Origin of the sequence: Pseudomonas sp. SMN11, from assembly GCF_052041945.1 — a bacterium.
Lineage (GTDB): Bacteria > Pseudomonadota > Gammaproteobacteria > Pseudomonadales > Pseudomonadaceae > Aquipseudomonas.
Map to the genome: position 1 here is coordinate 139,602 of NZ_JBKGGW010000009.1, position 26,209 is coordinate 165,810.

General features: G+C 62.7%; 28 protein-coding genes. 6 read left to right on the forward strand and 22 right to left on the reverse strand.

Features of this window, described 5'->3' with window-relative positions; all coding sequences use genetic code 11:
* Positions 1–176 precede the first annotated feature (176 nt).
* The 16 genes from arsH to ACLEJU_RS11440 all read right to left on the reverse strand — a co-directional run bounded on the left by arsH (position 177) and on the right by ACLEJU_RS11440 (position 13,222).
* Positions 177–878 (reverse strand): arsenical resistance protein ArsH, encoded by a 702-nt coding sequence (gene arsH / locus ACLEJU_RS11365; protein ID WP_435422209.1) that lies wholly within the window; start codon positions 876–878, stop codon positions 177–179.
* 12 nt (positions 879–890) lie between these two features.
* The gene (locus tag ACLEJU_RS11370) at positions 891–1,361 is read right to left on the reverse strand and encodes an arsenate reductase ArsC (RefSeq protein WP_435422208.1); all 471 of its coding nucleotides are present in this window, start codon (positions 1,359–1,361) and stop codon (positions 891–893) included.
* Positions 1,362–1,388: 27 nt separating this feature from the next.
* Positions 1,389–2,672: an arsenic transporter gene (locus tag ACLEJU_RS11375; protein ID WP_435422207.1), complete on the reverse strand. Its 1,284-nt coding sequence runs from the start codon at positions 2,670–2,672 to the stop codon at positions 1,389–1,391.
* A gap of 25 nt (positions 2,673–2,697) precedes the next feature.
* Positions 2,698–3,045, reverse strand: coding sequence for a metalloregulator ArsR/SmtB family transcription factor (locus tag ACLEJU_RS11380; protein WP_435422206.1), 348 nt, complete (start codon positions 3,043–3,045; stop codon positions 2,698–2,700).
* Positions 3,046–3,130: 85 nt separating this feature from the next.
* Positions 3,131–3,685 (reverse strand): cytochrome b, encoded by a 555-nt coding sequence (locus tag ACLEJU_RS11385; protein ID WP_435422205.1) that lies wholly within the window; start codon positions 3,683–3,685, stop codon positions 3,131–3,133.
* A gap of 139 nt (positions 3,686–3,824) precedes the next feature.
* Positions 3,825–5,189, reverse strand: a complete 1,365-nt coding sequence (locus ACLEJU_RS11390) for an ATP-binding protein (protein WP_435422204.1) — start codon at positions 5,187–5,189, stop codon at positions 3,825–3,827.
* Entirely contained in the window at positions 5,186–5,848 is a 663-nt protein-coding gene (locus tag ACLEJU_RS11395) for a response regulator (RefSeq protein WP_435422203.1), read from the reverse strand. The genes ACLEJU_RS11390 and ACLEJU_RS11395 overlap by 4 nt, the downstream gene beginning before the upstream one ends.
* Positions 5,849–5,850: 2 nt before the next feature.
* On the reverse strand, positions 5,851–6,492 hold the full coding sequence (locus ACLEJU_RS11400) for a tetratricopeptide repeat protein (protein WP_435422202.1): 642 nt from the start codon (positions 6,490–6,492) through the stop codon (positions 5,851–5,853).
* Positions 6,489–7,295 (reverse strand): SDR family oxidoreductase, encoded by an 807-nt coding sequence (locus ACLEJU_RS11405; protein ID WP_435422201.1) that lies wholly within the window; start codon positions 7,293–7,295, stop codon positions 6,489–6,491. Before ACLEJU_RS11405 ends, ACLEJU_RS11400 begins: the two co-directional genes overlap by 4 nt.
* Entirely contained in the window at positions 7,282–7,962 is a 681-nt protein-coding gene (locus ACLEJU_RS11410; protein WP_435422200.1) for a TenA family transcriptional regulator, read from the reverse strand. Before ACLEJU_RS11410 ends, ACLEJU_RS11405 begins: the two co-directional genes overlap by 14 nt.
* A gap of 8 nt (positions 7,963–7,970) precedes the next feature.
* Complete coding sequence (locus ACLEJU_RS11415) at positions 7,971–9,434, reverse strand: AMP-binding protein (protein WP_435422199.1); 1,464 nt, start codon at positions 9,432–9,434, stop codon at positions 7,971–7,973.
* Positions 9,424–10,101, reverse strand: coding sequence for a thermostable hemolysin (locus tag ACLEJU_RS11420; RefSeq protein WP_435422198.1), 678 nt, complete (start codon positions 10,099–10,101; stop codon positions 9,424–9,426). The genes ACLEJU_RS11415 and ACLEJU_RS11420 overlap by 11 nt, the downstream gene beginning before the upstream one ends.
* A 104-nt stretch (positions 10,102–10,205) precedes the next feature.
* Positions 10,206–10,634 (reverse strand): DUF6691 family protein, encoded by a 429-nt coding sequence (locus ACLEJU_RS11425; protein ID WP_435422197.1) that lies wholly within the window; start codon positions 10,632–10,634, stop codon positions 10,206–10,208.
* Between the two features lies 1 nt (position 10,635).
* Entirely contained in the window at positions 10,636–11,061 is a 426-nt protein-coding gene (locus ACLEJU_RS11430) for a YeeE/YedE family protein (protein WP_435422196.1), read from the reverse strand.
* 45 nt (positions 11,062–11,106) lie between these two features.
* A complete protein-coding gene (locus tag ACLEJU_RS11435) occupies positions 11,107–12,294 on the reverse strand; it encodes a cation:proton antiporter domain-containing protein (RefSeq protein WP_435422195.1) in 1,188 nt (395 codons plus the stop codon).
* 28 nt (positions 12,295–12,322) lie between these two features.
* Positions 12,323–13,222, reverse strand: coding sequence for a universal stress protein (locus ACLEJU_RS11440; RefSeq protein ID WP_435422194.1), 900 nt, complete (start codon positions 13,220–13,222; stop codon positions 12,323–12,325).
* A gap of 162 nt (positions 13,223–13,384) precedes the next feature.
* Between ACLEJU_RS11440 and ACLEJU_RS11445 the strand changes: the two genes are divergently transcribed.
* The gene (locus tag ACLEJU_RS11445; protein WP_435422193.1) at positions 13,385–14,281 is read left to right on the forward strand and encodes a universal stress protein; all 897 of its coding nucleotides are present in this window, start codon (positions 13,385–13,387) and stop codon (positions 14,279–14,281) included.
* Positions 14,278–15,237, forward strand: a complete 960-nt coding sequence (locus ACLEJU_RS11450) for a ribose-phosphate diphosphokinase (protein ID WP_435422192.1) — start codon at positions 14,278–14,280, stop codon at positions 15,235–15,237. Before ACLEJU_RS11445 ends, ACLEJU_RS11450 begins: the two co-directional genes overlap by 4 nt.
* A gap of 14 nt (positions 15,238–15,251) precedes the next feature.
* Here the strand turns inward: ACLEJU_RS11450 and ACLEJU_RS11455 are convergent, their stop codons facing one another.
* Positions 15,252–17,534 carry a heavy metal translocating P-type ATPase gene (locus tag ACLEJU_RS11455; protein ID WP_435422191.1) on the reverse strand — a complete coding sequence of 761 codons (2,283 nt, stop codon included), beginning with the start codon at positions 17,532–17,534 and terminating at the stop codon, positions 15,252–15,254.
* Positions 17,535–17,539: 5 nt separating this feature from the next.
* Positions 17,540–17,797, reverse strand: coding sequence for an outer membrane lipoprotein OprI (locus ACLEJU_RS11460; RefSeq protein WP_435422190.1), 258 nt, complete (start codon positions 17,795–17,797; stop codon positions 17,540–17,542).
* 191 nt (positions 17,798–17,988) lie between these two features.
* Here ACLEJU_RS11460 and ACLEJU_RS11465 point away from each other — a divergent pair, with 191 nt between their 5' ends.
* From ACLEJU_RS11465 to ACLEJU_RS11475, 3 genes are read left to right on the forward strand one after another with little or no spacing between them, the layout of a single operon-like run.
* Complete coding sequence (locus ACLEJU_RS11465) at positions 17,989–18,636, forward strand: BON domain-containing protein (protein ID WP_435422189.1); 648 nt, start codon at positions 17,989–17,991, stop codon at positions 18,634–18,636.
* A 27-nt stretch (positions 18,637–18,663) separates the two neighbouring features.
* Entirely contained in the window at positions 18,664–20,505 is a 1,842-nt protein-coding gene (gene ftsH, locus ACLEJU_RS11470) for an ATP-dependent zinc metalloprotease FtsH (RefSeq protein WP_435422188.1), read from the forward strand.
* A 28-nt stretch (positions 20,506–20,533) separates the two neighbouring features.
* Positions 20,534–20,959: a potassium channel family protein gene (locus tag ACLEJU_RS11475; protein ID WP_435422187.1), complete on the forward strand. Its 426-nt coding sequence runs from the start codon at positions 20,534–20,536 to the stop codon at positions 20,957–20,959.
* Between the two features lie 7 nt (positions 20,960–20,966).
* Here ACLEJU_RS11475 and ACLEJU_RS11480 read toward each other — a convergent pair whose 3' ends face one another.
* From ACLEJU_RS11480 to ACLEJU_RS11490, 3 genes are read right to left on the reverse strand one after another with little or no spacing between them, the layout of a single operon-like run.
* On the reverse strand, positions 20,967–23,342 hold the full coding sequence (locus tag ACLEJU_RS11480) for a phosphoketolase family protein (RefSeq protein ID WP_435422186.1): 2,376 nt from the start codon (positions 23,340–23,342) through the stop codon (positions 20,967–20,969).
* 32 nt (positions 23,343–23,374) lie between these two features.
* The gene (locus ACLEJU_RS11485; RefSeq protein WP_027917279.1) at positions 23,375–23,842 is read right to left on the reverse strand and encodes a CBS domain-containing protein; all 468 of its coding nucleotides are present in this window, start codon (positions 23,840–23,842) and stop codon (positions 23,375–23,377) included.
* Between the two features lie 55 nt (positions 23,843–23,897).
* Positions 23,898–24,458 (reverse strand): Hsp20/alpha crystallin family protein, encoded by a 561-nt coding sequence (locus ACLEJU_RS11490; RefSeq protein ID WP_435422185.1) that lies wholly within the window; start codon positions 24,456–24,458, stop codon positions 23,898–23,900.
* A 187-nt stretch (positions 24,459–24,645) separates the two neighbouring features.
* Between ACLEJU_RS11490 and ACLEJU_RS11495 the strand changes: the two genes are divergently transcribed.
* Complete coding sequence (locus ACLEJU_RS11495; protein ID WP_435422184.1) at positions 24,646–25,386, forward strand: hypothetical protein; 741 nt, start codon at positions 24,646–24,648, stop codon at positions 25,384–25,386.
* On the opposite strand, the gene fnrB is transcribed toward ACLEJU_RS11495, so the two are convergent.
* A complete protein-coding gene (fnrB, locus tag ACLEJU_RS11500; RefSeq protein WP_435422183.1) occupies positions 25,355–26,086 on the reverse strand; it encodes a Crp/Fnr family transcriptional regulator FnrB in 732 nt (243 codons plus the stop codon). The two genes, ACLEJU_RS11495 and fnrB, sit on opposite strands and share 32 nt — an antisense overlap.
* Positions 26,087–26,209 lie beyond the last annotated feature (123 nt).

Here is a 26,209-nt window from a genome sequence, read left to right on the forward strand (position 1 = left end):
TCAGGGCGCCCACTATAACCCTGACGGAGACCGCCGAATGGATCGCCCAGAGGCGTCAAATCAGTTAAATTCCCCCTTGGGTGAAGACTCTTCTTGTTGACGATTTGTTCAACGGTACAGGCACAACGGGTAGCCGATCTTCGGCGGCGCCGTGTATGGACGCCTCGGGCACGCCCTCAGATTGAGCGCTGGTTCATACGGGAAGAAAGCTGCTCGGCGTTTTCCTTGCGCTCCGAATAGCGATCCACCAGGAACGCCTGATGGTCGCGCAGCAGGACGGTGAACTTCACCAGCTCCTCCATCACATCCACCACGCGGTCGTAGTACGGTGAAGGCTTCATGCGCCCGGCGTCGTCGAATTCCAGGTAGGCCTTGGGGACCGAAGACTGGTTCGGGATGGTGAACATGCGCATCCAGCGGCCAAGCATACGCAGCTGGTTGACCACGTTGAATGACTGCGAGCCGCCACACACCTGCATGACTGCCAGGGTCTTGCCTTGGGTGGGGCGCAAGGCGCCAAGCGCCAGGGGAACCCAATCGATCTGCGCCTTGAACACGGCAGACATTGCGCCATGGCGCTCAGGCGAGCACCAGACCTGGCCTTCCGACCACTGCACCAGATCACGCAGCTCCTGCACCTTGGGATGCTCCACCGGCACGTCGTCAGGTAGCGGCAGGCCTGAGGGATTGAAGATGCGCGTCTCGGCGCCGAAGTGCTCCAGCAGGCGCGCTGCTTCTTCCACCAGCAGGCGGCTGAAGGAGCGTTCGCGAGTCGATCCGTAAAGCAACAGAATGCGTGGTTTGTGCTCGCTGGAGCGAGTTTCGGCTGGCGACGCATCGAACAGCGCGAGGTCGAGATTAGGCAATTGCTCGGACATGTTTCCTCCTGCTCAAAGCGTACCAATGCGATCCAGCTCATGTTTGAGCTGATCGGGGGCGAGGTGATCGAAAGGCAGTGCGAAGAAGGCCTGGCAGCGAGCGTCGATGCGTGCCAGCGTGGCGCGAAATGCTGCGTCGACCGACGCTTCGTCACCCACGACATCGGACGGATCCTCCAGGCCCCAATGCGACTTCAGCGCCGGGCCGAAATACACCGGGCAAGCTTCGCCGGCTGCCTTGTCGCAAACGGTGATGACGATGTCGGGAGGGCAACCCTCGAACGCGTCATTGCCCTTGCTGCTCAGCCCATCCGTCGAGATGCCGGCCTGCTGCAAGGTGGTCAGGCTGCGAGGCAACACTTGGCCTTTTGGGAAACTGCCGGAACTGACGGCTTTAAATCCGTGTGGCGCAAGGTGATTGAACATGGCCTCGGAAAGGATGCTGCGGCAGCTGTTGGCCGTGCACATGAACAGGACTCGCATGGTGGCTCCTCCGCTTCGTGGCGGATGTCAGAGGCTCAGGCGCAATGCCAAAGCCGAAAGGGTGATCAACAGAACCGGCAGCGTCAGCAGGATGCCAACCTTGAAGTAGTAACCCCAGGTTATGCGCATGCCCTTGCGCTCCAGCACGTGTAGCCAGAGCAGCGTGGCAAGGCTGCCGATGGGGGTGATTTTCGGGCCGAGGTCGCAGCCGATGACGTTGGCGTAGATCATCGCCTCGCGCACCAGCCCTTGCGCTTCGCTGGCCTGGATCGACAAGGCGCCGACCAGCACGCTGGGCATATTGTTCATGACCGAGGACAGCAAGGCAGCAACCAGCCCGGTGCCAAGGGCGGCACTCCACAGCCCTTGCTGCGCAAGACGGTCGAGCAGATGGGTGAGCAGATCAGTGAGGCCCGCGTTCTTCAGCCCGTAGACCACCAGATACATGCCAAGAGAGAAGATCACCACCTGCCAGGGCGCTTCGCGCAGCACACGACGGGTCGAGATGCGATGGCCGCGAGCGGCGACGGCAAAGAGGACCGCCGCACAAGCTGCGGCTACTGCACTGATCGGGATACCCAGTGGTTCCAGAGCAAACAGGCCGATCAGCAGCACCAGCAGTACCCAGCCACCGACCTTGAAGGTAGCGCGGTCATGAATCGCCTCGTTTGGCGTCTTCAGGGCCGCGACTGTGTACTGCTTCGGTATGTCACGGCGGAAATACAGGAACAGCACCAGCAAGGTGGCGGCCACGCTGGCCAGGTTCACCGGCACCATCACCGAGGCGTATTCGCTGAAGCCCAGCCTGAAGTAGTCGGCCGAGACGATGTTCACCAGGTTGGAAACCACCAGCGGCAGGCTCGCGGTGTCGGCGATGAAGCCGGCCGCCATGACGAAGGCCAGTGTCGCGGCGGGCGAAAAACGTAGCGCGAGTAGCATCGACATGACGATGGGCGTAAGGATCAGCGCCGCACCATCGTTGGCGAACAGCGCCGACACGGCCGCACCGAGCAGTACGCAGAAGGCGAACAGGCGGTAGCCGCTGCCGTTTGCCCAGCGCGCCACGTGCAGCGCGGCCCATTCGAAGAAGCCGGCCTCGTCCAGCAGCAAGCTGATGATGATGACCGCAATGAAAGTGGCGGTGGCGTTCCAGACAATGGCCCACACGGTTGGAATGTCGTGCATGGACACTGCACCAAACGCCAGGGCAATGACTGCACCCAGTGCGGCGCTCCAGCCGACTCCAAGCCCTTTGGGCTGCCAGATGACCAGCGTGAGGGTGAACACAAAGACAGCAATGGCGACCAGCATGAAAATCTCGCTCGCTTGGTGATGATCAGCAGCAGGCGGAGTCACGGACGGGACGGCCATCCATGTTCTGCAGCCGAAGGGTGTTGTCAGCCAACCATTGCGAATTGGCCTGCAAGGTTACCTGCAGCATCTCGTGTACCCAGGTGGGCAACTCCGGATTAAGGCGGTAGTACACCCATTGCCCCTGACGGCGGTCCAGCAGCATGCCATTGCTGCGCAGTTGGGCGAGGTGGCGGCTGATCTTCGGCTGGCTGTCGTTCAAAGCGCACATCAGTTCGCAGACGCAGAGTTCTCCCAGACTGGCGATGAGCAGGATAGCGCGAGCACGTGTCTCGTCGGACAGGCTCTTGAAAACTTCAGGCGGGGTGACCATGGCAACACCAAAGCATATGGGTAGGCGAATATACGCATTTCCATATATTGTGTGCAAGCAAGTCTGGGCTGAACCGACGCCTCTGTCACTGCGGCGCACTTCTACCAGGCAGCATGCGTTTGAGGGTGTTGTCCTTGATCAGATAATGGTGTGTCAGCCCTGCGCAAGCATGAAGCCCGATCAGCGCGTAGCCTGCATTACCCAACAGTTCATGCCACTCCTTCAGCGTCCTCGCCAGTGCAGGGTCCACAGACAGCGGCGACGGGAGGCTGATGCCCCAGTACGGCAGGGGTTTACCGCCAGCAGCCAACATCAACCAGGCCAACAGCGGCGTCGCAATCATCAAACCATACAGCACCAGATGAGTGATGTTGGCCATCGCCACCTGCCAGGCTGGCGGCTCGGGTACGATAGGTGGCCGGGGAGCGAGCCGCCCCAGCAGGCGTACCCAGACCAACGCAAATACAACAATCCCCAGCAATGCATGGCCTCCTAGCAAAGGGCCTTTGATCACGTGCCCCTTGGGTAACGCACTGCGCAATTCGACACAGGCATAAATGCCGACGAACAGTACGACCATGCTCCAATGCATGATGATTGACAGGCGACCATAGCGGTCAACTCTTGATTCGCGCTGCATGTTCATGACCTCAGATAACTGAAAGAGTTATCCGTCGCCACCTGGCATCCTTCAATGAAGAGGCCTGCCCCGGCAACCGGACAGCGCCACCTTGCCCACTCAAGCTTAAGGCAGTCTGAAGTGACCCATGCCGGTTGCCTCAGGCCAAAGGCAGCGACAAGGTGGCAGCCAGTCCACCACTGACTCGGTTCTGTAGATGCACCCGCCCGCCAAGGCGGTCAATGATGGTAGCCACGATAGACAACCCCAGGCCGGCACCATTGGGGCTGTTACGGCTATAGAACCGCTCGAATACACGCGATAGCTCAGCCTCATCGATACCCGGCCCCTCATCCTCGACGATCAGTTCGAAACGATTCTCCAGGCGCCTGAGCAGCACCGTGATGCGCCCGCCTGCAGGCGAATGTTCCACCGCATTGGAAACCAGGTTCTGCAGCGCGATCGTCAACGCGCCAGCATCGATGGCCAGGTGATGATCACCGGCACCGATATCCAGCGAAGGCTCCAGACCACGGTCAAGTATCCACGGGGTCAGTTCGGCCAAGGTATCGGTAACGACCTCGGCCAGGTCCACCTTGGCATTGGCGCGCGGGCCCAGGCGGGGCTCGACGCGAGCCAGCGTCAGCAACTGGTTGACCACGCGGGTCAGCCGATCGACCCCGCCGATGAGAAAGCCCAACGCCTTGTGACGCTCGGCTTCCTGACTGGCCTCCAGTGCGTTCTGCGCGTGCACGCGCAGCACCGCCAGCGGCGTGCGCATCTCATGGGCGGCGTCGGCAATGAAACGATGCTCACGCCGCAGCAGGTCATCGATCTGGGCCAGCAGGCGATTGATGGCCGCCTGCATCGGCTCGAGCTCCGAAGGCAGCGGTACCAGTTGCAGCGGTTCCAGAGAATCGGCGTGCCGCCCGCGGATGACATTGGCCATGTTCTGCAAGGGCCGCAGCCCCCAACCGATAGCGGCCCAGACCAACAGCACCAGGGCCAGGCTGCCGAGCAGGAACGGGAACAAGGTGTGCCGAACGATCCGGTCGATCAGGTCGTAACGCACATCGTCACGCTCACCGACCCAGATCACCCAGTTTTTTTCCGGCACCGGCAAAACGAAACCCCGCCATTGCTTGTCGCCGCTGGAAAAATCATAGAAACCCGGTGCACTCGGCAACGGATCAAGGCGGGGCGCACTCGGTGTATGCACCAGCAACACACCACCCTGCCCCCAGACTTGAAATGCCAGCTTGCTTTCGTAGGGGTGCCCGACCCGATGACGCCCCGCCTGCCCCAATGCTTCGTTGAAAGCCCGGTACATCGCGTCACGCGCGTCATCCTGCACAGGCATGTTCATGATGCCCTGCAGCAAACGCGCATTTTGCGCGAGGTGCGCGTCATACACCTCATTAATCTCATGACGACTGTCGTGGTAGTTGTAGAGCGCCAGCAGGCAAGTCCCGATCAACAGCAACAACATGACCCGCCACAGCGTCCGTTGACGCAGCGAGCTCACACCTTGCCCTCGACCAGGTAGCCGATACCGCGCACCGTGCGGATCAGGCCGTTGAAGAGCTTCTTGCGCAGGTGGTAGATGTTCACCTCCAGCGTATTGCTCTCGGGCTCCTCTTCCCAACCATACAACAGCTGGGTCAGGCGTTCCCGTGTGAAGACCTTGCCCGGTTGCGCCAACAACTCATGCAACAGCCGGTATTCCTTGGCGGTCAGAATAACTTCGTGACCGTTGTAGTGCACTTGCTGCGTGGCAGGGTCAAGGCTGACACCGGCATGTTCGATCAGCACCGTTGCCCGCCCGGCGCTTCGCCGCAGCAAGGCACGCAAACGGGCCTTCAACTCGTTGAGGTCGAAAGGCTTCATCAGGTAATCATCGGCACCTGCATCCAGCCCGGTGATGCGGTCATCGAGGGCGTCCCGCGCGGTGAGGATCAACACCGGCAGACTATTGCCCCCTGCCCTCACGCGCCGCAGCAGTTCGATGCCATCCATGCGCGGCAAGCCGAGATCCAGAATGGCCAGGTCGAACGCTTCATATTGCAAGGCATGCAAGCCACTCACACCATCGCGCAGCCAGTCGAGCGTGTAGCCCGCCTGACGCAAGCCGTCGCAGATGCCCTCACCCAAGGCGATTTCGTCCTCTATCAGCAGTAGCCGCATATTCAATCCTGTTTGTCCTTGATCGCCTTGAGTAAAGCATCGATATCGGCGCGCCGGCCCTGGTCTGCCAGTTCGCGCCCCGGCCGAGCCGGTGCCTGCAGGGCCTTCTGCAAGGCCGCGGTGGCTTCAGCGTAGCGTTTCTGCCGGTATAGATGATCGGCCCAGAAATAGTTGCTGTCGATCCCGTTGGGGTTGATCTGCAAGGCTTTGCGCAGCATCTTGTCGGCCATTTCAGTATCACCAAAACCGATCGGCCAGCCTGGCACCTGGTCGTAGAGCGTGCCCAAACTGGTGTAGGCCGAACCTTGCAGGGCGTTGGGGTCCAGCTTCATGGCCTGTTCGAGGCTGGCCTTGGCGGCCTTGACCTTGCCCAGCGCGCCCAGGCCACCGATGGCGCCCGCCCAGCTGCTGTGGATGATGCCCTCCCAGATCAAGGGCTCAGGCGTGCCGGGGTATTGATGAACGAACGCCGTCGCATCACCCGCCAGTTTTTCGAAGGCGTCGGCACGTTTGTCCTTGGATACCTGGTACTGGATCTGCGCCCAGCGCTGTTGCAGGTCACTCAGGTGCTGCGTGCCTGCCGTATCCAGTGCCCAGGTGAAGGGGGCGAATGCCAGCAGGCTGGCGAGAAACAGACGCTTCATTTGCTCGACTCCTTGGTATGGCTACCGATGTAGCGGCGAATAACGGGCAGCTGCTTGCGCAGCGCACGGTCGACTACCCCTGGCAACATGCCGTTGAGGCGCACGAACAGCTTCTCGGGCCAACCCAGGTAGAGCTCGCTGCGCTCGGACTGCACGGCAGCGAGCACGGCACGGGCGACATCGGCGGGGTCGTCCATGCCGACTTTCAGCGCTTGATTGAGCGCCGTCGCGGCGCTGCTGTTCATGGCTGTGCGGGTCGCCCGCGGCGCGGCATAGAGCACATTCACCGTAGTGTCGGCCAGCTCGCGGCGAAGCGCCTCGGAGAAGCCGCGCAACGCGAACTTGCTGGCGCAGTAAGTGGCATAGCCGGGGTAGCCGATCGAGCCATAAGTGGACCCGACATTTACCACCAACGCCTTGGGTTGCTCGCGCAGCAGCGGCAGGCAGGCACGGGTCAGTTGCAGTGGGGCGTTCAGGTTAATGTCCAGCAACTCGTCCAGGGCGTGTTCATCCAGTTGGTCGAGCAAGGCGAAGCGGTTCACCCCGGCGGCGTTGATCAACACGTTGAACCCGCCCATCTCACGCGCCCGGCTGACGACCTGCTCGCGCCCTTGCTGGGTCCGCAGGTCGGCGGTCTGCCAGCGCAGGCGATCCGGGTAAAGGTTCATCAGCCCTGCCAGCTTGCCCAGGTGCCGGCTCACCGCCAGCACCCGGGCCCCGGCGGCACACAGTTGTTCGGCCAACTGCAGCCCGATGCCTCCACTGGCACCGGTCAGTACCACCACCGACTCAGGCAAGCGCATGCGGCACCTCCGCGTGGCCTGCACGCGGCAAGCCTTGGAACATGTCGGTGTACAACCGGTACACCACCTTGGCTGCGCGTATCACCGCCTGGTGGTCATCGACCTCGTCCAGCCGGTCCATCAACCGCTTGTAGGTGACCATGTGGTCCTGGTCCAGTGCGCCGTGGGAGCTAAGGTAGCTGAACGCGTTATCCGGCAGCCCCAGGCTGCTCTGGATCGAACCGGCGGCATGGGTCGCCAAAGCGATGCTAGTGCCTTCGAGGACGTTGACCATGCCAAACAGGCCCACCGGATTGCCGCGGGCTATGAGGTCGTACAGGTACGCGACCATCAGCTCGATCGGCAATGCCGGCCGGCCATCACGCACGGCCTCCCAGTCACCGCCGCAGGCCTTGATATCATTGAGAATCCACTGCTCATGGCCATATTCCTCCTCGATGTATTCGCAGACGGCGCCGCGCAACCATTCCAGGCGCGAGGGCAAGCGCGCGCCGCAGGCCATCATCAGCGGTACGGTGTGGCGCACATGGTGGTAGGCCTGGGTCAGAAAGGCGATATAGCTGTCGCGGCTGACCTGGCCGGCCAAGGCTTCGCGAATCACCGGCACCGCGAACAGCGCCTGGCGTTCGTGGCTGGTTTGCAACTGCAGGGTGTCGAAAAATGACATGGCGGACCTCACAACGGGATGTCGGACAACAAGGTGTGGTAACGCTGCAGGATCGCCTCGCGTCGCGGGCGGCCATTGGCAGTAAGGGTCTGTTCGGCGGCCGTCAACGGGCCAGGCAGACGCCGCCAGGCATGTACCCTGGCGTAGTCGGGCAAGGTTGCATTGCTGCGCTGCACGGCCAACTCGATGTCCTCATCGGTAGCCGCTGGATCCAGCGGCCAAAGCAAGGCCAGGTTGCCCGGCAGCCCTTCGCCATGTACGAACGCCTGGGCGATCACACCGCTTTGGGTCAACTCGGCTTCCACCCATTCGGGGTTGACATTGCGCCCGAAGCTGGTGATGAACTGGTGTTTCTTGCGCCCATTCAAGTACAGGTAACCGTCGTCATCGAAGTAACCCAGATCACCCGTGGCCCACCAGTCGGACGAGGCTGGTGGTTCGCCCAGGTAACCAAGCAGCACAGCGCCCATGACCAGTACCTCGCCATCCTCGGCGATGCGCACCTGAACGTGGGGCAATGGCCGGCCGACGCTGCCACGGCGCATCGCCCCCGGACGGTTGAGCGCCACCACCGACGCACACTCCGACAACCCATAGCCTTCGAAAACCGGCAACCCGATGGCCTCGGCTCGCGCCAGCAGGGCGGGCGATACCCGTGCTCCGCCGACTGCGACGAAGCGCAATGGGCCTACCTGCATCCAGCCACGCTCGATCGCCGTGACCAGGCCCATCAAAAGCTGCGGCACCAGGATCAGGCTCTGCGCGCCGCTCAAGGCAATAGCCCCGAGCAAGCGCTTGAAATCGACCTGGCTGGCGCCACCTATGCCCAGTTGCGCCTGTGGGTAGAGCATCACGCTGGCCCCTGCCATCAGTGCGGCGTAGACACCGAGGTTTTCCAACAATACGCCCAGCGGTAGAACGGCCAGGTACCGCTTGGGCTCGGTAGGCCGGCTGGCCAGCTCCAGTTCATGGGCGACGCGCAGCATGGCATCGGCGCTCAGGCATACACCTTTGGGCGTGCCCGTGCTGCCGGAGGTGTAGGTGACCTTGGCGGTGCCGTCAGGCAGTACCACCGGTGCTGCCTGGTCGCGGGTCCAGAAGGCATCCTGCTGCACGAAGCCCAGCTGGCTGAACACGCCCTCCCAGGCACCTTGGCAAAGGACCAGGCTGGCGCCGCACTGTTCGACGCAGTGGTGCACCTGCGCCACACTGAAGAACGTTGGCACGATCACGCAGGCTCGCCCCGAGACCAAGGCCGCCAAGTCCCAGAACAGCAGCTCGGGGCCGTTGTCCAGCGCCAGAACCAACACGCCGGCGCATTGCTCGCTCAAGGACTCGGCGCGCAGCCAGACCTCGGCGAGCAATTGCTTGTAGGTGAACCGCGCATTGGCGCCTTCCACGGCCAGGTCGTCGCTGCGCTCACGGCCAAGGGCAAGCAGCAATTGCTTGAAGCGTTCCAGTTCATGCGGCATGGCCGGCCTCCTCGTTCAGCGCCGGCAGCCCCAGGCGGCGGAACACACCTGCCGCCTCCAGGCGATCGAAACCGTGGCGGATATCGCCGACGTACACGTGCGGATGCTGATCGTAATAGTGCCCCCAACGCTGCGCCGTTTCGTCCAGGCGGGCGGGATCGGCCTGTGCCACCACCGTCGGCACCAGGCCCAGGCGCTGGAAGCTATTGATCAGCGTCGAGGCGCCGGTGAAGGCCACCCATCGTAGCCCTCGTGTGGCGAGCAGCCAGGTTACCGTCGTGATCATGATCCGGGCGCTGCCAGCGCTGAGGGAGGCCAGGTTGCCCACCTCGACCATGTAATCGCGCCCCAGCGTCACGCCCGCCAGCCTGGAAATCGCGCTTTCCAGGGGCTCATCCAGATAATGCTCGAGAAACAATGGCCCGCTGCTGGCTGGGCGCATTCCGGCTGCAGCCATCAGCCGCCCATGACTGTCCCGCAGGGCCAATAACTCCGGCAGATAATGGTGGACGTCGGCATGGTGCACGTCGGCAAAGCACTGATGAATGAAATGCTCCAGCTCGCCACGATCCTGATCGTCCTGCAGGTGCAGGGACAAATGGGCGTGGTGGTCAGCATGGGTGCCGATGGGTAGTGGGAGCAGGCTGCTCCACAGGATTTGAGTCATGAATGTCCCCCCGACTGGGTTGGTCAGGGGCAAGTATCCGGGGTGAATCTGAAGGGAATCTGAAGATGGACGCACAAACGCTGGCGGCCTGGTCGTGGTCCTTTTTACCCCTGGCGGCTTTTGCGCAACGCTTCCAGGCCATTGAACAATGCCATGCCCGCCAGCATCGAAGCCACGAACAGCCAGCCTTGCCAAAAACCACCGGCCAGCAGCACCAGCGCCGGGCCCGGGCAAACCCCGGCAAGCCCCCAGCCGACACCGAAGACCAGGCTGCCACCGACGAGCCGACGGTCAATGTCTCGCCGTGCAGGCAACTGCATCACGCCGCCGAGCAAGGCCACATCCTGCCGACGTGCCCAGGCCATGGGCAGCAGTGCAGCAGCGATGGCGCCCACCATGACCAGCGCCAGCGACGGGTCCCACTGCCCGGCGAGGTCGAGAAACCCCAGGACCTTGACCGGGTTCGCCATGCCGGACAGCAACAACCCCATACCAAACAGTAACCCCGCGATAAATGCGCTGATCCGGGTCATTTCATGCCCCTGCATAAAGATGTCGAACCACGAAAACGGTGGCAAAACCGGCCGCCATGAAACACAGCGTTGCCACCGCCGAGCGCGGCGACAACCGCGACAGGCCGCACACACCGTGGCCGCTGGTGCAGCCTGCGCCATAGCGTGTGCCGATGCCTACCAGCAACCCGGCCGCCATGAGCACCCAGGCCGAGGTGGTGAAATGCACCGGCGGCAGCGTCGAAAACAGCTGCCACAGCAGCGGCGCGGCGAGGATCCCCAGCAGGAACGACGCTTTCTCGCCACGCCCTTCTCCGCCACGCTGCAACAGTGATCCGATCAGGCCGCTGATACCGGCGATGCGCCCATTGGCCACGGCGAACAGCCCCGCAGCCAGGCCGATAATGGCGCCGCCAGCCAGCGCCGACCAAGGGGTAAAATCGTTCATGCTCAACTCCTCAAGGAATACGACGCGTGTGCCACGCGCTCAAGGTCAAGGCACGCGCCCCAGCCGGGCGGACCAGGAGCCTGCGCTCACACCGTGCAGGATCACGCTGAGCAAAACGCAGGCAATCGAGGCGGCGATAATCGTGCCACGCTCCTGCAAAGGCGAATCCAGAATCAGCGTGGCGAACACGATCGAGGCCAGCCCGCGGGGCCCAAACCAACCGATGAACAGACGGCTTTCGGCAGACAGGGTGGTCCCAGCCAGGCTGACCCATACAGGCAGCATGCGCACCAGCGACAGGCTCAACAACGCGTAGAACCATACCGAAGGCGAAAGTATCTGCGAAGCCTTGGGCGCTACGTAGGCGCCAAAAACCACCCAAGTCAGCAGCGACAGCGCTTCGCTGCACGATTCGCAGGTTTCGAGCAAGGGCCGGGCTTCCTGCCTGAACAGATAACTGGTCAGCAGCCCAGCGCAGAAGGCGGCGATAAAGCCGCTACCGCCCATTGCCTGGGCGGCGGCAAAACTCAGCAGTGCCAACGCCGGCATCACCAGTTGCTGCCAGGCATCGATCTGCAGGCAATGTCGTTGCGAAATACGCAATAACACGCCCACCAACAGGGCCAGCACTGCCCCCGTGAGGGCACCGATACCCAACTCCTCCAGAAAGAAATAGCCGGCCAGGGCGAAAGGCAGCGTGGAATGGAGTTCAACCGACAACGCCAGCAGCAACAGCAGGATTGGCACGCAAATGCCATCATTCAACCCACTTTCCACATTCAGGCATTCACGCACGTCGCTGGGAACCTCCGGGTTGCTGACCACAGCCTTGCCGAGGGCGGCATCGGTGGGCGCCAGGATGGTCGACAACAGCGCCATTTCCAGCCAGGGCATTTGCGGGAACAGCAGCCAGGCAGCCAGGCAGCCCGCGATCAAGGTCAACGGCAGCCCGATCAGCAACAGACGCAGCGGCAGGCCGCGATGATGGCGCAACTGGCCTGGATCAAGGTTGGCAGCATCGGTGAACAACACGATGGCAAGGGTCAGTTCGGCCAGCAACCGAAGGTCGTGGCGGTCCAGCGCCAGGTTCAGCAAGCCGAGCCCGGACGGTCCAGCCAGCAGGCCTGCCAGCAGGAACACCAGCGGCCCGTTGACCGGCTTGGATTCAAATGCACCGGCCAGGCTGGCATACAGCACCAGCAAGGCGGCCAGAACAGCCAGGTTCTGATACATGGCCACGCCCCTTGAACAACACCGTTAATCACTGCCCGGACAGTGCAAGCGCAGGCCTGATGGCCAGGATGCTGCACGGCGCATGGCTCACCAGTCGTTCGGGGGTATCGCCGATCAGCCTGGCCCAGCCCCTGGCCTGCACCACGCCGACCACCACCACATCGATCTGCAACCTGACGATATGCGACTTGATCACCCGCAAGGGCGCGCCCTCACTGAAAAAGCGCTGCGCGCGGGGGATGCCATGGGCATTGGCGAGGGCGTCGAACGGTAACTGCAGCGACTCACGGACTTCGTCGGCCCAGGGGCCGGCCAGGTCAGGATTGGCCGACATGGCGACCGGCAGGTCGTAGGCCGAGAGCACGTGAAGTTGCCCCCGGCATTGAGCCGCCAGTTGCTGCCCCGCCGCGAGCAACTCATGGTTGAGGGCGTCCTTCTGCGTCGACGGGCTGGCGACATCCACCGCCACCAGCACGTTGCCAGGCAAAGCCGGAGCGTCAGCCGGCACGAACATCAACGGTGCCGCGCTTGCATGCAACAGCGCCTGGTCAAGCGAGGTCTGCGCCACTTGGTCGAACAGCGCGCAGCCTGGGCAGTCTTTGATTACCAGGTCAGGTGCGTAACGGGCAATGTAACCTGAGACCAGATCACGCGGACTGAAGGTTTCCAAGGCCTCGAAACCTGGGCGCGTGCCAACGGCTGGCTGTTCATCGAGCAACGCCTTGAGCCCTGCGCTGAAGTGCACGAAGCCCGCCGAGGGCAAGGCAGGCTCCTGCAATTCATGGCGCAGCCGCAGCTCGGCAGGTTCGTGGATGCCCAGCACGTGCAAGCTAGCACCTGAGGTTGCAGCCAGTGCCATCGCCCGGGACAGCGCGGCACTGGCCTGGACCTCGGTCATGATCAGCAGGATCCGGCGATACGGGTTCATCGGCCACCTCTCGGCACAGTTGTAGGGTTGCCTGCGACTGTCATTATCGAAGCGTGCGCTGGCCGGTTCTTGATAAAAATCAAGGCCCCGAGCCGCCATCGCGCCACCCTTGGCCTGTACCGGTAAGCCGCCTACGAGGCGGCCATCGCTGTGGAGGCCACCATGAATGCCCTGAGGCGACTGCTGTTGATCTGCCACCCGGACCTGCACCCCTCGCCCGCCCTGGCGCGGGCGCAAGCATTGGCCAAGGCGACGGGCGCGACGTTGCACCTGGTGGTGATGAGCCAGCTGCCATCACGCCTGGCAACCCTGGACCAGGTGCTGCGCAGCAACGCGCGCAAGCAGGACGCCGAACACCGCAAGGCATGGCTGCAAGAACAGGTGAAGACGCTTGGCGAGCTGGGCATTGCCGCCTATGCCGAAACGCTGGATGACGAGGACCCGCTCAAGGACCTGATCCGCCTGGCGCAATTGCACCGGGTAGAGATGCTGATAAAAGACATTCGCCACGAAACCCTTGTCAGCCGTGCCCTGCTCACACCACTGGACTGGCAGTTGCTGCGTCGCTGCCCCATCCCTCTGCACCTGGTGGCCCAGGCGGATGCCGCGCTGCCAGCGCGGATCCTGGCTGCCGTGAACCTGGTCGAGGATGATCCGGCCATCCGCAAAGTGAACGAACGTATCCTCCAAGCCGCGCAGCTGCTTGCGCGCTGCTGCGGGGCGCAAGTGCATCTGCTGCAGGCCTGGGAGCCCAGCGCCAGCTTCGTCGCCTATGCCGCCGCACCCGTTGCCTGGACGGATGAACGGATCGAGGAAGTGACCGTCCGGGCGCGGGAGCGCCTGAGCACATTCGCCAGCCACTACGGCATCAAGCCAAATCACCTGCACGTGCTGCGAGGCGCAGCGCGTAGCGTTATCAGTGACTACGCCAATCAGCATGGCTTCGAGGTGGTCGTCATGGGCACGCTGTACCACGAAGGGCTGGCCAAGGTGATCGGCAGTACCACCGAACAGACCCTGTACAAGGTTCATTCCAGCATTCTGGCGGTCCACGCATGAAGCCTGCATCTCCCTTGGTGTTTGCCTTGCAGGGTAGCCAGGGCTATGGCAACGAGGTAGCGCACCGACTCGGCCAGGTCTTGTCGCCCCATGAGGAACGTGACTACGAGGACGGCGAGCACAAGTGCTGGCCGACTGCCGAGGTCGACGGGCGGGACACCATCGTGATCCATTCGCTGTACGGCGACACCCGCCACAGTGCCCACGACAAGCTGTGCCGGCTGCTGTTTTTCTGCGGGGCGATCAAGGATGCCGGTGCCACCCAGGTCACCGTGGTGACACCCTATCTGTGTTATGGCCGCAAGGACCGCAAGGTGGAAGTCCAGGACGCAACCATCACGCGCCATGTTGCCCGCCTGATGGAAAGCTGCGGCATCGACCGGATCGTGGCACTGGACGTGCACAACCCCGGTGCGTTCGACAACGCTTACCGGATACCGGCCTGGAACCTGTCGTGTGCACCGCTGTTTGCCCAACGGCTGGCGCCGCTGCTCGGCGAACAGGCGATCACGGTGGTGTCGCCAGACACCGGCGGCATCAAGCGCGCCGAGCAATTTCGTCAGTGCCTGGCGCACCTGCTGGCCCGCCCGGTTGGCACTGCGCTGATGGGAAAGCACCGCCAGCAGGCAGGGCTTAGCGGGAAACTGCTGGTGGGCGATGTGGCCGGCTGCGTTGCCGTGCTGTTCGATGACATGATCAGCACCGGGCAGACGCTGCTGCGTGCCGCACAGGCAAGCCATCAGGCCGGAGCGTGCCGGCTGTTTGGCGCGGCCACCCACGGGCTTTTCACCACCGAGGGATGGCTGTTCGACAGCGGTCTGTTCGAACGTATCCTGGTCGCCGACAGTATTGCCCCGTTTCGCGTACCTGAGCACTGCCGGGAATTGCTGGGCATCATCGACACCAGCGCCGTGGTCGCCGAACGCCTGGCCTGCAGCCGCAAGCCCGTTGCCTGAGCCGGGCGCATTGCTCAACGCCTGTCCAGATAGCGGTACAACGCCTCTTCCTGGTCGAAATGCAGTTTCGCCAGGGTATCCAGGCGAATGAGCTGCTGCTGGATGTCATCGGCGCTCGGGCTGGCTGAACCGTTGGCGAAATCCTGGCTCATGCGTGTCAGCAGCTGGATCAGCCGGAACATTTCCCGGTGGGTATGGCTCAGCGCCGAAAGGGGATCCTCGCCGCCCATGTAGCGGCTCAACAGCGGGTACAAACGGCGTTCGTCATCACGTTCGTGCCGCTCCAGCAGGTCATGCAGCGGCACAATGAAGCGGTTCAGGTCCGTTCGCGCCTGATCGACGGGCCGCGTGGAAAAATCCCGGGCCATCTGGCTCAGCTCGGCCAACAGGCCGTCGAGTTGCCGGTGTTCGTCCTGCATGCTCTGCAAATTCGCGACCGGCAGGCCATGATGGCCGTCCCCCGTCAGAGGGCCCAAGGCACGCAAGGCGTTGACGATGACAAGCAGGTCGATGCCTTCCTGCAGCACGGCACCCGTTATCGCTGGCAAATAGCCTGCGGCGGCGACCAGCATGGCCAGCAACGACAGGCTCATGCCCACCCAGACACCCTGACGGGCGATGCCCACGGCATGCCGGGCGATGTCCAGCGCCTCGATCAACCGGTCCAGCCGGTCCACCAGCAAGACCACCCCGGCGGCCTGCGCCGAGGCGCTCACGCCGCAGACGCCCATGGCGACGCCGACATCGGCGGCCGCCAGTGCCGGTGCATCATTGATGCCATCCCCGACCATCAGTGTGGGGCCAGTGCGGCAGCCCTCTTGCACCAGTCGAACCTTGTCCTCGGGTGAGAGACCGTATCGAAGCTCATCGATGCCCGCCGTCAACGCGATGCTTTCGGCTGTTTGCAGTCGGTCACCCGTGAGCATGACGACCTTTTCAATGCCTCGCGCCCGCAGCCGACGCAGGGTCTGAGGTATCTCGCAACGCACAGCATCGGCCAGGCGCAACACGGCTTTCAATTCACCGTCCACGGCCACGAAACTGCCGCTGCAGGCCAGATAGTCCAGCTGCTGCAAGTGCGCCTGGGCCCAGGGGTCCGAAGCTTCGCCGGGCTGCACGTAAGCCAGCGCACCCAGGCGCACCGCTTTGCCCTGGACACGGCCGACAAGCCCTTGGCCTGGGCTTTCCTGTACCTGCTCCGGCGCGTCCAGCGTCAACGCCCGCGCGTGGGCGGCGTTGACGATGGCCATGGCGATCGGATGCGCGGACGCCTGGGCCAGCGACGCGGCCAGTTGCAGCATCCGCAGTGGCGTGCCCTCCCCTTTGAGTTCGATGGATTGCAGCTGGGCATGGCCGCTGGTCAAGGTGCCGGTCTTGTCGAGAAACACCTGGCGGACCCCGGCAAGCGCTTCCAGCACCTCACCGTCACGCACGAGGATGTTGCGTCGCGCCGCTCGCGAGATGCCCGACAGGATGGCGATTGGCACCGCCAGTATCAGTGGGCACGGTGTAGCGACCACCAGCACCGCCAGCACACGTTGTACGTCGCCGCTGACCCACCAGGCCAGGCCAGCGACCAGCAACGTCAGCGGAATGAACGCCAACGCATAGCGATCGGCCAGGCGCATGAACGGTGCGCGCGACTGCCGGGCCGATTCGGCCAGCCGCACGATGCCGGCATAGGTGCTTTGTGCCGCAGCGTGCGTGGCCTGCAGCAACAACGGTGGGCCGGCATTGGTCACCCCGCTGGCTACCGGTTCACCCGTATGGCGGGTGACTGGCAACGGCTCCCCGGTCAACGCTGCTTCGTCCAGGGTCGCCTGGGCACTGAGCAGCCGCCCGTCCACCGGCACGATCTCACCCAGGCGCACCAGCACGGTGTGGCCAGGCCTGACCTGCTCCACCGCCACCTCACGCAGCCCGTCCTGCTCCTGGACCCACGCACGCTGTGGCGCACGGTCGATCAGCGCGCGCAGTTCCCGTTCGGCATGGCGCAGGCTGAAGCTTTCCAGTGCGCGGCCAGTAGCCAGCATCAGCGCGACCACAGGGGCCACCAGCATCTGCTCCAGGGCCAATGCCGCGCCTATCGACAGCAGCGCGATCAGATCGATGCCCGCCTCGCCTCTGACCAGGCGCCTGGCCATTTCCACCGCCAACACCACGGCCATCACGGCACTGCCAGCCGCCCAGGTCAGCGCTGCCACACCCGGGAACTGCGCCACATAGGCCAGGCCGCCACTGAGCAAGCTCAGCACGCAGACCAACAACAGGACAGGGTCGAGCCATCGGCGTGACATGGTGGCTACTTGCGCCTGGCCTGCTGCAGCTTCAGTTGCTGCACCTGGTCCTCAGCCTGGGTCGCCCGGCGCAGGGCCTCGTTGGCAGTCTGCTCGACCAGGTCGATGCGATAGCACACCTGGTCGGCGCGCAAGCGGGCGGTGGCAGCGTTGTTCTCTGCCGACTCCAGGCGTGCGTCGTATTCCGCGGTGCGCCATGGGCTGCAGCCTGAAGCACTTACCAGCAGCAGGCTTGCCCACCCCAACAGCAGATAGCGTTGCATGTGCATACCCTCGTGGGTGCCAAGACACCCTGAGTATCGGTAGCGGCACCCGCATCGGCCTGACATTTGTCAACCGCGCAGCGTCTGTTCGCCGAGTTTGACCTTTATCAATCGCCTCGCTCGGTGCAGGAGTAGAAACAAGGACGCAGGGCACTTGCGCCCCACCTCTAGATCTGCAAACGGAGCCCATCATGAACGACCTTGACCTGCGAGACCTTGTACTCGAAGAGCTGGAATTCAAACCCGATATCAATGCCGCCAGCATCGGCGTGACGGTGCAAGACGGTGTGGTCACCCTCTCCGGGCACGTCAACAGCTACGCCCAGAAGGTCAGCGCCGAGCGCACCGTCAAAGCCATGAAAGGCGTGCGCGGCCTGGCCGAAGAAATTGAGGTTCGGCTGAACAGACTTGAAGGTACGGCGGATGACACGATTGCCAGCCGCGCCTTGAAAATCATCGCCTGGAGCTCGGATGCCAACGTCGAGGGCATCAAGGTCACCGTCCAGAAAGGGCACGTGACCCTGGAGGGCCAGATCGACTGGCAATACCAGAAGGAAGTGATCGAACAGGCGGTCTGGCGCCTGTCGGGTGTGGTCGGGGTGCAAAACCGCATCACCCTCAAGGCCCGCGCCGATGCCGTCGACATCAAGCGCCATATCGAAGATGCCCTCAAGCGTAGCGCCGAAATCCAGGCCGAAGGCATCCGCGTCACGGTCAATGGTGGCGTCGTCAAGCTCGAAGGCAAGGTCCACTTGCTGCGCGAGCGCGAAGTGGTCGAACGTGCGGCCTGGTCGGTGCCAGGCGTGAGCAAGGTCGAAGACTACCTGTTGATCGCCTAGCCCGCGCAAACAAAGGGAGGGATGGCCATGAACAAGGATCAGCCGTGGAAGCTGTATTTTCTGGCAGTCGGGCTGGCCGTGCTGGCGGCCGTGCAGTTCGGCCTGTTCAGCCAGCCGGCCGTGCAGGCCATCCCTTACAGCCAGTTCCTGCAGTTGCTGGAGCAGCAGAAGGTCAGCGACCTGCATGTCGAACGCGAGCGTATCCTGGGCCGGTTGCAAGAGCCCATCGATGGGCACTCGGTATTTTCCACGGTGCGCGTCGACCCGGCCCTGAGCGAACAATTGGGTCGCTCGGGCGTGGCATTCACGGGTGTTGTCGAGGACAGCACCCTGGCGACCGTGGTCGGCTGGTTCATGCCGCTGCTGATGATGCTGGTGCTGTGGTACTTCCTCTTTCATGGCCTGGGGCAGAAACAGGGCCTGGGCGGGTTGATGGGCGTGGGCAAGTCGCGGGCGCGGGTCTACGCCGAAAAAGACACCAAGGTCACCTTCGCCGATGTCGCGGGCATCGATGACGTCAAGGACGAACTGACGGAAATCGTCGCTTTTCTCAAGGACAAAGCCTGGTACGCACGCCTGGGTGCCCATGTGCCCAAAGGCACGTTGCTGGTCGGCCCGCCCGGTACCGGCAAGACCTTGGTCGCCAAGGCCATTGCCGGGGAAGCGGCAGTGCCGTTTTTCTCGATTTCAGGCTCGGAGTTCGTCGAGATGTTCGTCGGCGTGGGTGCCGCGCGGGTACGTGACCTGTTCGACCAGGCTCGCCAGGCGGCCCCTTGCATCATCTTTATCGATGAGCTGGATGCCTTGGGCAAGATGCGTGGCATCGGCAGCTTTGGTGGCAATGACGAGAAAGAACAGACCCTCAATCAATTGCTGGCCGAACTCGACGGCTTCGACCCGCGCGAAGGCGTGGTACTGCTGGCCGCGACCAACCGGCCTGAAGTGCTGGACCCGGCACTGCTGCGCGCCGGGCGCTTCGACCGGCAGATCCTCATCGATCGGCCCGACCGCAAAGGCCGCCTGGCGATCCTGAAAGTGCACCTGCACAAGATCATCTACAAGAACGACCTCGATTGCGAGCGGATTGCCGAACTCACCCCGGGCCTGACCGGCGCCGACCTGGCCAATCTGGTCAATGAAGCCGCCATCGTCGCCACCCGGCGGACCAGCCAGTGGGTCGAGCTGAAGGACTTCACGGCAGCGATCGAACGGCTGGTGGCCGGTGTCGAGCGCAAAGGCAGCGTGCTGCGCAGCGACGAGCGGCAGGTGGTGGCGTACCACGAAATGGGCCATGCCCTGGCCGCCAGCAGCCTGCCGGCAATGGACCCGGTACACAAGGTTTCGATCATTCCCCGCGCCGCCGGCTCGCTGGGTTACACCCTGCAACGGCCGACCGATGACCGTTACCTGATCAGCACCCAGATGCTGCGCGACCGGCTCGTCGTGCTGATGGCCGGGCGCGCCGCCGAACACCTGGCGTTCGGCCAGATTTCCACGGGCGCCGCCGATGATCTGGGGCGCGCCACCGACATCGCCCGACAGCTGATCACCCGCTTCGGCATGAGCTCGGCGCTGGGCCAGGCGGTACTGGAGCGCCAGCAAGCCGGCTATCTGGGCGATTCGGTGTTGCGCCAGGAGCGCAAGGACTACTCGGAGCAAACTGCGCGCGAGATCGACCTCGCTGTCCGCGGCTTGCTCGAAGAAGCCTATGGCCGGGCGCGGGCTTTGCTGGAGCAGCGCCGCAACGACTTGGACGCAGGCGCGCATCTGTTGCTGGCCAAGGAAACCATCACCCCCGAAGAATTCCCGGCGTTACAACCGCAGGCCAATGAGCCCACCACCTATGTGTTGGTCGATGTCAACAAATGAACCGTCAATCCTGGCCAGGGTACCCGCCATGCTCTCCGTGACACTGATCAACATGCTGGTGGTGATCCTGGTGGTGATCATTCACTACGAATGCCTGCTGCGCCTGAATGACTGGCTACCACAGCTCAAAGTCTGGAGCCGTTTTCGCATCGTGGCGGGTGTATTCGGCGCACTGCTGGCGCACGCTATGGAGGTGTGGTGCTTTGCCCTGGCCTATTACCTGATGGCGCATGCCCCAGGCTGGGGCACGCTCAGCGGCAATTTCGACGGGAGTTTCCTCGACTGCGTGTACTTTTCCTTCACCACCTATACAACGATAGGTTTCGGTGACATCGCGCCCACCGGCCACCTGAAGTACCTCACCGGCCTGCAGGCGTTGACGGGCCTGGTGCTGATCACCTGGACCGCGTCCTTCCTGTTCCTGGAAATGCAGAAGTACTGGAAGGCCAAGTAAGGCTGGGTCAGGCACCTGGGGGTGAAACCCAACGCCATTGCGCAACTTCAGGCATGTCTTCGCCATGTTCGATGAGGTAGAGCTTGTGTCTCTCCATCGTTGCCCAATAGCGGGCGCGGGCCTTTTCGAGCTGGGGCTGCAAGCGTGGCACGCGCTCGAACACATCGAGCAGCAGCTGGTAGCGGTCCAGGTTGTTGATGACCGCCATGTCGAACGGCGTGGTGGTTGCGCCCTCTTCGCGAAAGCCCCGCACATGAAACCGTTGCGCATTGGCGCGCTTGTAAATCAGGCGATGGATCAACGCCGGGTAGCCGTGGAAGGCGAAGATGACCGGACGATCTTCGGTGAACAGCCCATTGAAGTCGCTGTCGGACAGCCCGTGAGGGTGCTGTTGTGACAGTTGCAGCGCCATGAGGTCAACCACATTCACCACCCTCACGCGCACGTCTGGAGCCTGCTCCTGCAGCAGCGTAACCGCCGCCAGCACCTCCAGTGTCGGCACATCGCCCGCGCAGGCCAGCACCACCTCGGGCATCTCGTCATCGTGGCAGGCCCAGCCCCAGCGCCCGATACCCGATTGGCAATGCACGGTGGCCGCTTCGCTATCGAGCCATTGCCACTCCATCTGCTTGCCGGCAACGATCACATTGATGTACCCGCGGCTGCGCAGGCAATGCTCAGCCACCGATAACAGGCAGTTGGCGTCGGGTGGCAGATAGATCCGCGCGAGATTGGCCTTCTTGTTTGCCAACAAGTCGAGCAAGCCTGGGTCCTGGTGTGAGAAACCATTATGGTCTTGCCGCCAGACATGCGAAGTCAGGAGGATGTTCAACGAGGCGATCGGCTTGCGCCACGGTACCTCGGCAGCTGTCTTGAGCCATTTGGCATGTTGGTTGATCATCGAATCGACGATATGGATGAAGGCTTCGTAGCAGGAAAACAGGCCATGGCGGCCCGTCAGCAGATAACCCTCCAGCCAGCCTTCGCAGATGTGCTCACTGAGGATCTCCATGACCCGCCCCTGTGCCGAAAGGTGTCCATCATCGCTGGCCTGAGCATCCAGCCACACCTTGTCGGCAACCTCGAACACCGCATCCAGGCGGTTGGACGCGGTTTCGTCAGGGCCGAACAGGCGGAAGTTCTGCGACGCAAGGCTGTTCTTCATGACATCGCGCACATACCCGCCCAACACTCTGGTCGCCTCGGCCCGCACCTGGCCCGGGCCCGGCATCGGCACGCAGTAATCGGCGTAGGGCGGCAAGTCCAGTGCCCGCAACAAAAGACCGCCATTGGCATGCGGGTTAGCGCTCATGCGTCGGCGACCAGTCGGGGTCAGCGCGGCCAGCTCAGGCAGCAACGTGCCCTGTGCGTCAAAAAGTTCGTGGGGACGGTAGCTTTCCAGCCATTGTTGCAACTGCATCAGGTGTGGCGGTTTGCCAAGGTCCGCCAACGGCAACTGATGGGACCGCCAGGTGCCCTCGACGCGTTGCCCATCTACGTACCTGGGCCCCGTCCACCCTTTGGGGGTACGGAGAATCAGCACCGGCCACAATGGCCTGTCGACCACCTGCGGGTCTTCGGCATGCCGCGCCAGGCGCTGGATCTGGCTGATCTTCTGGTAGATGACCTCCAGCGTCCTGGCCAACGCGCGATGGACGTCCATGGGCTCGTCACCTTCGACAAAATAGGGATCGTAACCATAGCCATACATGAGGCTGGTCAGTTCCTCCTCGCTGATCATCGACAGCACGCTGGGGTTGGCGATTTTGTAGCCGTTCAGATGCAGGATGGGCAGCACCGCGCCGTCGCGGGCGGGGTTGAGGAACTTGTTGCAATGCCAGCTGGCGGCCAGAGGCCCGGTTTCGGCTTCACCATCACCAATGACGCACGCCACGATCAGTTGCGGATTGTCCAGCGCAGCACCGTACGCATGGGCCAGCGAATAGCCCAGTTCACCCCCTTCGTGAATCGAACCAGGCACATGGGGGCCGACATGGCTGCCAATGCCATAAGGCCAGGAAAACTGCCGAAAGAGCCGGGCCATTCCATGGGCGTTGCGCTCGACCGATGGATTGAGCTCGGTGTAGGTACCGTCGAGGTACGCTTGAGCGACCAGCGCAGGGCCGCCGTGGCCAGGCCCCGTAACGAACAGCACATTGAGGCTGTACTGGCGAATCAACCGGTTCAGATGGGTATAGATCAGGTTGAGCCCCGGCGAAGTCCCCCAGTGGCCCAGCAACCGCGGTTTGACATCGGCCAAGGTCAATGGCCTGGTCAACAAGGCATTACCCTGCAGATAGATCTGGCCAACGGTGAGGTAGTTTGCCGCACGCCAATAAGCGTCCAGGTTTTCGAGTTCTTCAGTACCGGGGAAATCACTCATGCCAGCCTCCTTTCGTCATCGAGCACGGGCGCTCAAAGGTCCTCGCCGCGAAGATCTTCTTCCCGCCGGCTCTGTTGACGGATCAGCAGTGACAGTTCATGCAGGTGGTCCGACAGCAGCCCCACCAGGTCGTCCGCCGTGGCAATTCCGACCAGCAGGCCGAAATCATCGACGACAGGAATGCGTCGGATATTGGCGCGGCGCATATTGAGGATGACATCGAACAGGTCCTCGTTCTGGTTCGCGGTGATCAGAGGCCGGGGCAGCACATCGACCGCTTGCAGGTCCTCCTGATCCGGCGGGTTACGCGCAATGATCCGCAACGCCAGGTCGCGATCGGTGATCAGGCCAATGGGCCGACAACGCTCGCGGTCGACATGCTCGGCCAGCACCAGATCGCCGACATGGTACTGATTCATCATGCGCGCCGCGGCATAGATGGAAATACCGGGGGGGGCGGTGACCACGTCCCGGTTGCAGTATTTGCCAATGGACATCATGTTCTACCTCCACAGAAGGAGCCTCCTTGCTCCTCGTTGCAGTGAGGATGGGTGATCATTTTCCGCTCTTGATCGGAATCACCTTTTCCGGATGGATGGCTTCGGCGCGTTTGGGCAGGTGCACCTGCAGCACGCCCTTGTTGAACTGGGCGTTGATCTTCTCGGCGTCGACTTCACGGGGCAGCTGGAAAACCCGTTCGAAGCTGCCGTAATGGCGCTCGGACAAGTGATATTCCTTGCGTTTTTCCTCCGCTTCTTCCTGTTTCTCGCCGCGGATCACCAGATTGCCATTGATAAGCTTGATCTCGATGTCCTTGTCGTCCACACCAGGCAACTCGGCACTGATGCGGTATTCCTCGGCCAGCTCGCTGATGTCCATGGCCGGCATGCCATGGGTGAACAGGTCTCGCCGCCAGAAAGGTTCGACATCGAACGGTGTGTGGCTGAACGGCAGGCGCATCGGCCGCCTTCCAAAATCCTCGAACAGGCTGTCGATCTGACGGCGCAATTGCTGGAAGGGTCGCCACAGCTCCGAGGGCTCGACGCTGGGCGGCGAAGCTTTGGCGGGCTGGGTGGCGACCGGGGTAACAGGCACTTTCTTGGCAACTTCTGACATGGCGACCTCCTAGAATGAGTAATGCCTCCCAGGGAGACGCCACGAGCATGTGCCTTGGGGCAGCCCCCCGTTTGACCTTTGTCAACCGCGCGGCGCACTGGCGCCAGCTGGTTTGATCCTGGTCAAAATGCCCCAATGGCCACGGCCTAAGCTGACATCAGCAACATGATTACAATGCGAGGCAGCCATGGATCAGGATGGCGGTGCCAGTGTCCGCTTGCTGCAAACGTTGCCGGGCCCAGGCATCCAGCAGTTCGTGCGCCTGGCCCTTTGCCGCCAGCCGAGCAGCGAACCAATGGCAGGCCAGTACTGCATGCTAGGCCGTGGTAGCGAGTGCTGGCCATGCAGCTACGTGACCCTGCCTGGCGTCGCCGGGCAATTTATCGTCAGCCTTCAGAATGCACAGCCATTGGGTCGGAGGGGGGAACTGTTCGACTATTCCGGGCCGCTTGGCAGCGCCTGGCCGCTGCCCTTGCAAAGCACACGATTGCTGGCCATCAGCCGCGCCGACGGCCTGCTGCCCTTGCTGGGTGCGCTGGATGAGATTCGCTGCTGGCTGCCCTGGGTACACGTACAGCTGTTACATGACGGCATTGCCGCCGAACTGCTGCCAGGCGAGTGTCAAGCCTGGCTGGCGGCGCTGTCGCCAGTGCCGCGTGACAGTAACAGCAGTGGCGGCTGGCAAATCCAGCGCTTACTGACCACCTTTGACCCGGACACCGTGTACTGTTGCGCACCGCCACAGGTGGCGCGCCAGGTAGCCCGGCTGTGCTGGCAAACAGGCGTGGCCCCGCAGCGCATCTGGATACGTACGGACCATGTGCCACGCCGGATCGGGGTGGGGCACGCCCCCGAACACTGGCCGGTGCAACGCTATGACCAGCTGCTTGTCGCGCTCAAGTTGGCTCCTCCAGGTGAGTCAGGTTGACCAACCCTTGCATGTCGGTGAGCCTGACCTCACGCCCGGCGCACTGCATGAAACCTGCATGGACGAAGCGGCTGAACAGTCGGCTGACCGTTTCCAGCGTGAGGTCCAGGTAGTTGGCGATATCACCACGGGACATGGGCAGGGTGAACATTTCTGCCCGCAGCCCGCGTGCCTGGTAGCGCGCCGACATACCCAGCAAAAAGATCGCCAGCCGCTGATCGGCACGCCCGTGGCAGCAGCGCAGGTGCTCGTCCTTGCCTTGGATCCCCAGGCTGAGCATGTGCAGCAACTGGAAGCGCAGCCCCGGAATCTGGCCGGACAGATCCACCAGCTGATCCAGCCTGATCGAGCAGACCAGCGAGAGTTCCAGGGCGATGGCATAGCTTCGGTAATGACTGGCACCAATAGCGTCCAGCCCGAGCATTTCCCCCGGCAGGAGAAAGCCGCTTACCCGCTCGGTGCCCTCGGCATCGAGCAAAAAATTCTTGATCGCCCCGGAGCGCAAGGCAAATACGTGCTCCATGGGTTCATTGGCCTTGAACAGGTACTCACCCCGCTTCAACGGCCGGTTACGTCGGACAATCCGCTCCAGCTTGTCCACTTCGTCGGCACTGAGGCTGGCGGGCAGGCAAAGCCGGCTCAACGAGCACGCAAGGCACTTCACATGGGGCCTTGCCCCCATTTCTGCAGAGCCTGACATGACGATGCCTCCGCATTTTTGCAGGCGGGCATCTATTCAAGTTAGCGGCTGCACTAAACGTTGGCGGTGGGGGGGGAAAAAGGGAGGGAAAGGGCAAAAAAAAAAGAAAAAAAAAAAAAAAAA

Coding starts and splice junctions, on each gene's coding strand:
- arsH (WP_435422209.1), bottom strand. CDS start 878: ATGTCCGAGCAATTGCCTAATCTCGACCTCGCGCTGTTCGATGCGTCG.
- ACLEJU_RS11370 (WP_435422208.1), bottom strand. CDS start 1,361: ATGCGAGTCCTGTTCATGTGCACGGCCAACAGCTGCCGCAGCATCCTT.
- ACLEJU_RS11375 (WP_435422207.1), bottom strand. CDS start 2,672: ATGCTGGTCGCCATTGCTGTCTTTGTGTTCACCCTCACGCTGGTCATC.
- ACLEJU_RS11380 (WP_435422206.1), bottom strand. CDS start 3,045: ATGGTCACCCCGCCTGAAGTTTTCAAGAGCCTGTCCGACGAGACACGT.
- ACLEJU_RS11385 (WP_435422205.1), bottom strand. CDS start 3,685: ATGCAGCGCGAATCAAGAGTTGACCGCTATGGTCGCCTGTCAATCATC.
- ACLEJU_RS11395 (WP_435422203.1), bottom strand. CDS start 5,848: ATGCGGCTACTGCTGATAGAGGACGAAATCGCCTTGGGTGAGGGCATC.
- ACLEJU_RS11400 (WP_435422202.1), bottom strand. CDS start 6,492: ATGAAGCGTCTGTTTCTCGCCAGCCTGCTGGCATTCGCCCCCTTCACC.
- ACLEJU_RS11405 (WP_435422201.1), bottom strand. CDS start 7,295: ATGCGCTTGCCTGAGTCGGTGGTGGTACTGACCGGTGCCAGTGGAGGC.
- ACLEJU_RS11410 (WP_435422200.1), bottom strand. CDS start 7,962: ATGTCATTTTTCGACACCCTGCAGTTGCAAACCAGCCACGAACGCCAG.
- ACLEJU_RS11415 (WP_435422199.1), bottom strand. CDS start 9,434: ATGCCGCATGAACTGGAACGCTTCAAGCAATTGCTGCTTGCCCTTGGC.
- ACLEJU_RS11420 (WP_435422198.1), bottom strand. CDS start 10,101: ATGACTCAAATCCTGTGGAGCAGCCTGCTCCCACTACCCATCGGCACC.
- ACLEJU_RS11425 (WP_435422197.1), bottom strand. CDS start 10,634: ATGACCCGGATCAGCGCATTTATCGCGGGGTTACTGTTTGGTATGGGG.
- ACLEJU_RS11430 (WP_435422196.1), bottom strand. CDS start 11,061: ATGAACGATTTTACCCCTTGGTCGGCGCTGGCTGGCGGCGCCATTATC.
- ACLEJU_RS11435 (WP_435422195.1), bottom strand. CDS start 12,294: ATGTATCAGAACCTGGCTGTTCTGGCCGCCTTGCTGGTGCTGTATGCC.
- ACLEJU_RS11440 (WP_435422194.1), bottom strand. CDS start 13,222: ATGAACCCGTATCGCCGGATCCTGCTGATCATGACCGAGGTCCAGGCC.
- ACLEJU_RS11445 (WP_435422193.1), top strand. CDS start 13,385: ATGAATGCCCTGAGGCGACTGCTGTTGATCTGCCACCCGGACCTGCAC.
- ACLEJU_RS11450 (WP_435422192.1), top strand. CDS start 14,278: ATGAAGCCTGCATCTCCCTTGGTGTTTGCCTTGCAGGGTAGCCAGGGC.
- ACLEJU_RS11455 (WP_435422191.1), bottom strand. CDS start 17,534: ATGTCACGCCGATGGCTCGACCCTGTCCTGTTGTTGGTCTGCGTGCTG.
- ACLEJU_RS11460 (WP_435422190.1), bottom strand. CDS start 17,797: ATGCAACGCTATCTGCTGTTGGGGTGGGCAAGCCTGCTGCTGGTAAGT.
- ACLEJU_RS11465 (WP_435422189.1), top strand. CDS start 17,989: ATGAACGACCTTGACCTGCGAGACCTTGTACTCGAAGAGCTGGAATTC.
- ftsH (WP_435422188.1), top strand. CDS start 18,664: ATGAACAAGGATCAGCCGTGGAAGCTGTATTTTCTGGCAGTCGGGCTG.
- ACLEJU_RS11475 (WP_435422187.1), top strand. CDS start 20,534: ATGCTCTCCGTGACACTGATCAACATGCTGGTGGTGATCCTGGTGGTG.
- ACLEJU_RS11480 (WP_435422186.1), bottom strand. CDS start 23,342: ATGAGTGATTTCCCCGGTACTGAAGAACTCGAAAACCTGGACGCTTAT.
- ACLEJU_RS11485 (WP_027917279.1), bottom strand. CDS start 23,842: ATGATGTCCATTGGCAAATACTGCAACCGGGACGTGGTCACCGCCCCC.
- ACLEJU_RS11490 (WP_435422185.1), bottom strand. CDS start 24,458: ATGTCAGAAGTTGCCAAGAAAGTGCCTGTTACCCCGGTCGCCACCCAG.
- ACLEJU_RS11495 (WP_435422184.1), top strand. CDS start 24,646: ATGGATCAGGATGGCGGTGCCAGTGTCCGCTTGCTGCAAACGTTGCCG.
- fnrB (WP_435422183.1), bottom strand. CDS start 26,086: ATGTCAGGCTCTGCAGAAATGGGGGCAAGGCCCCATGTGAAGTGCCTT.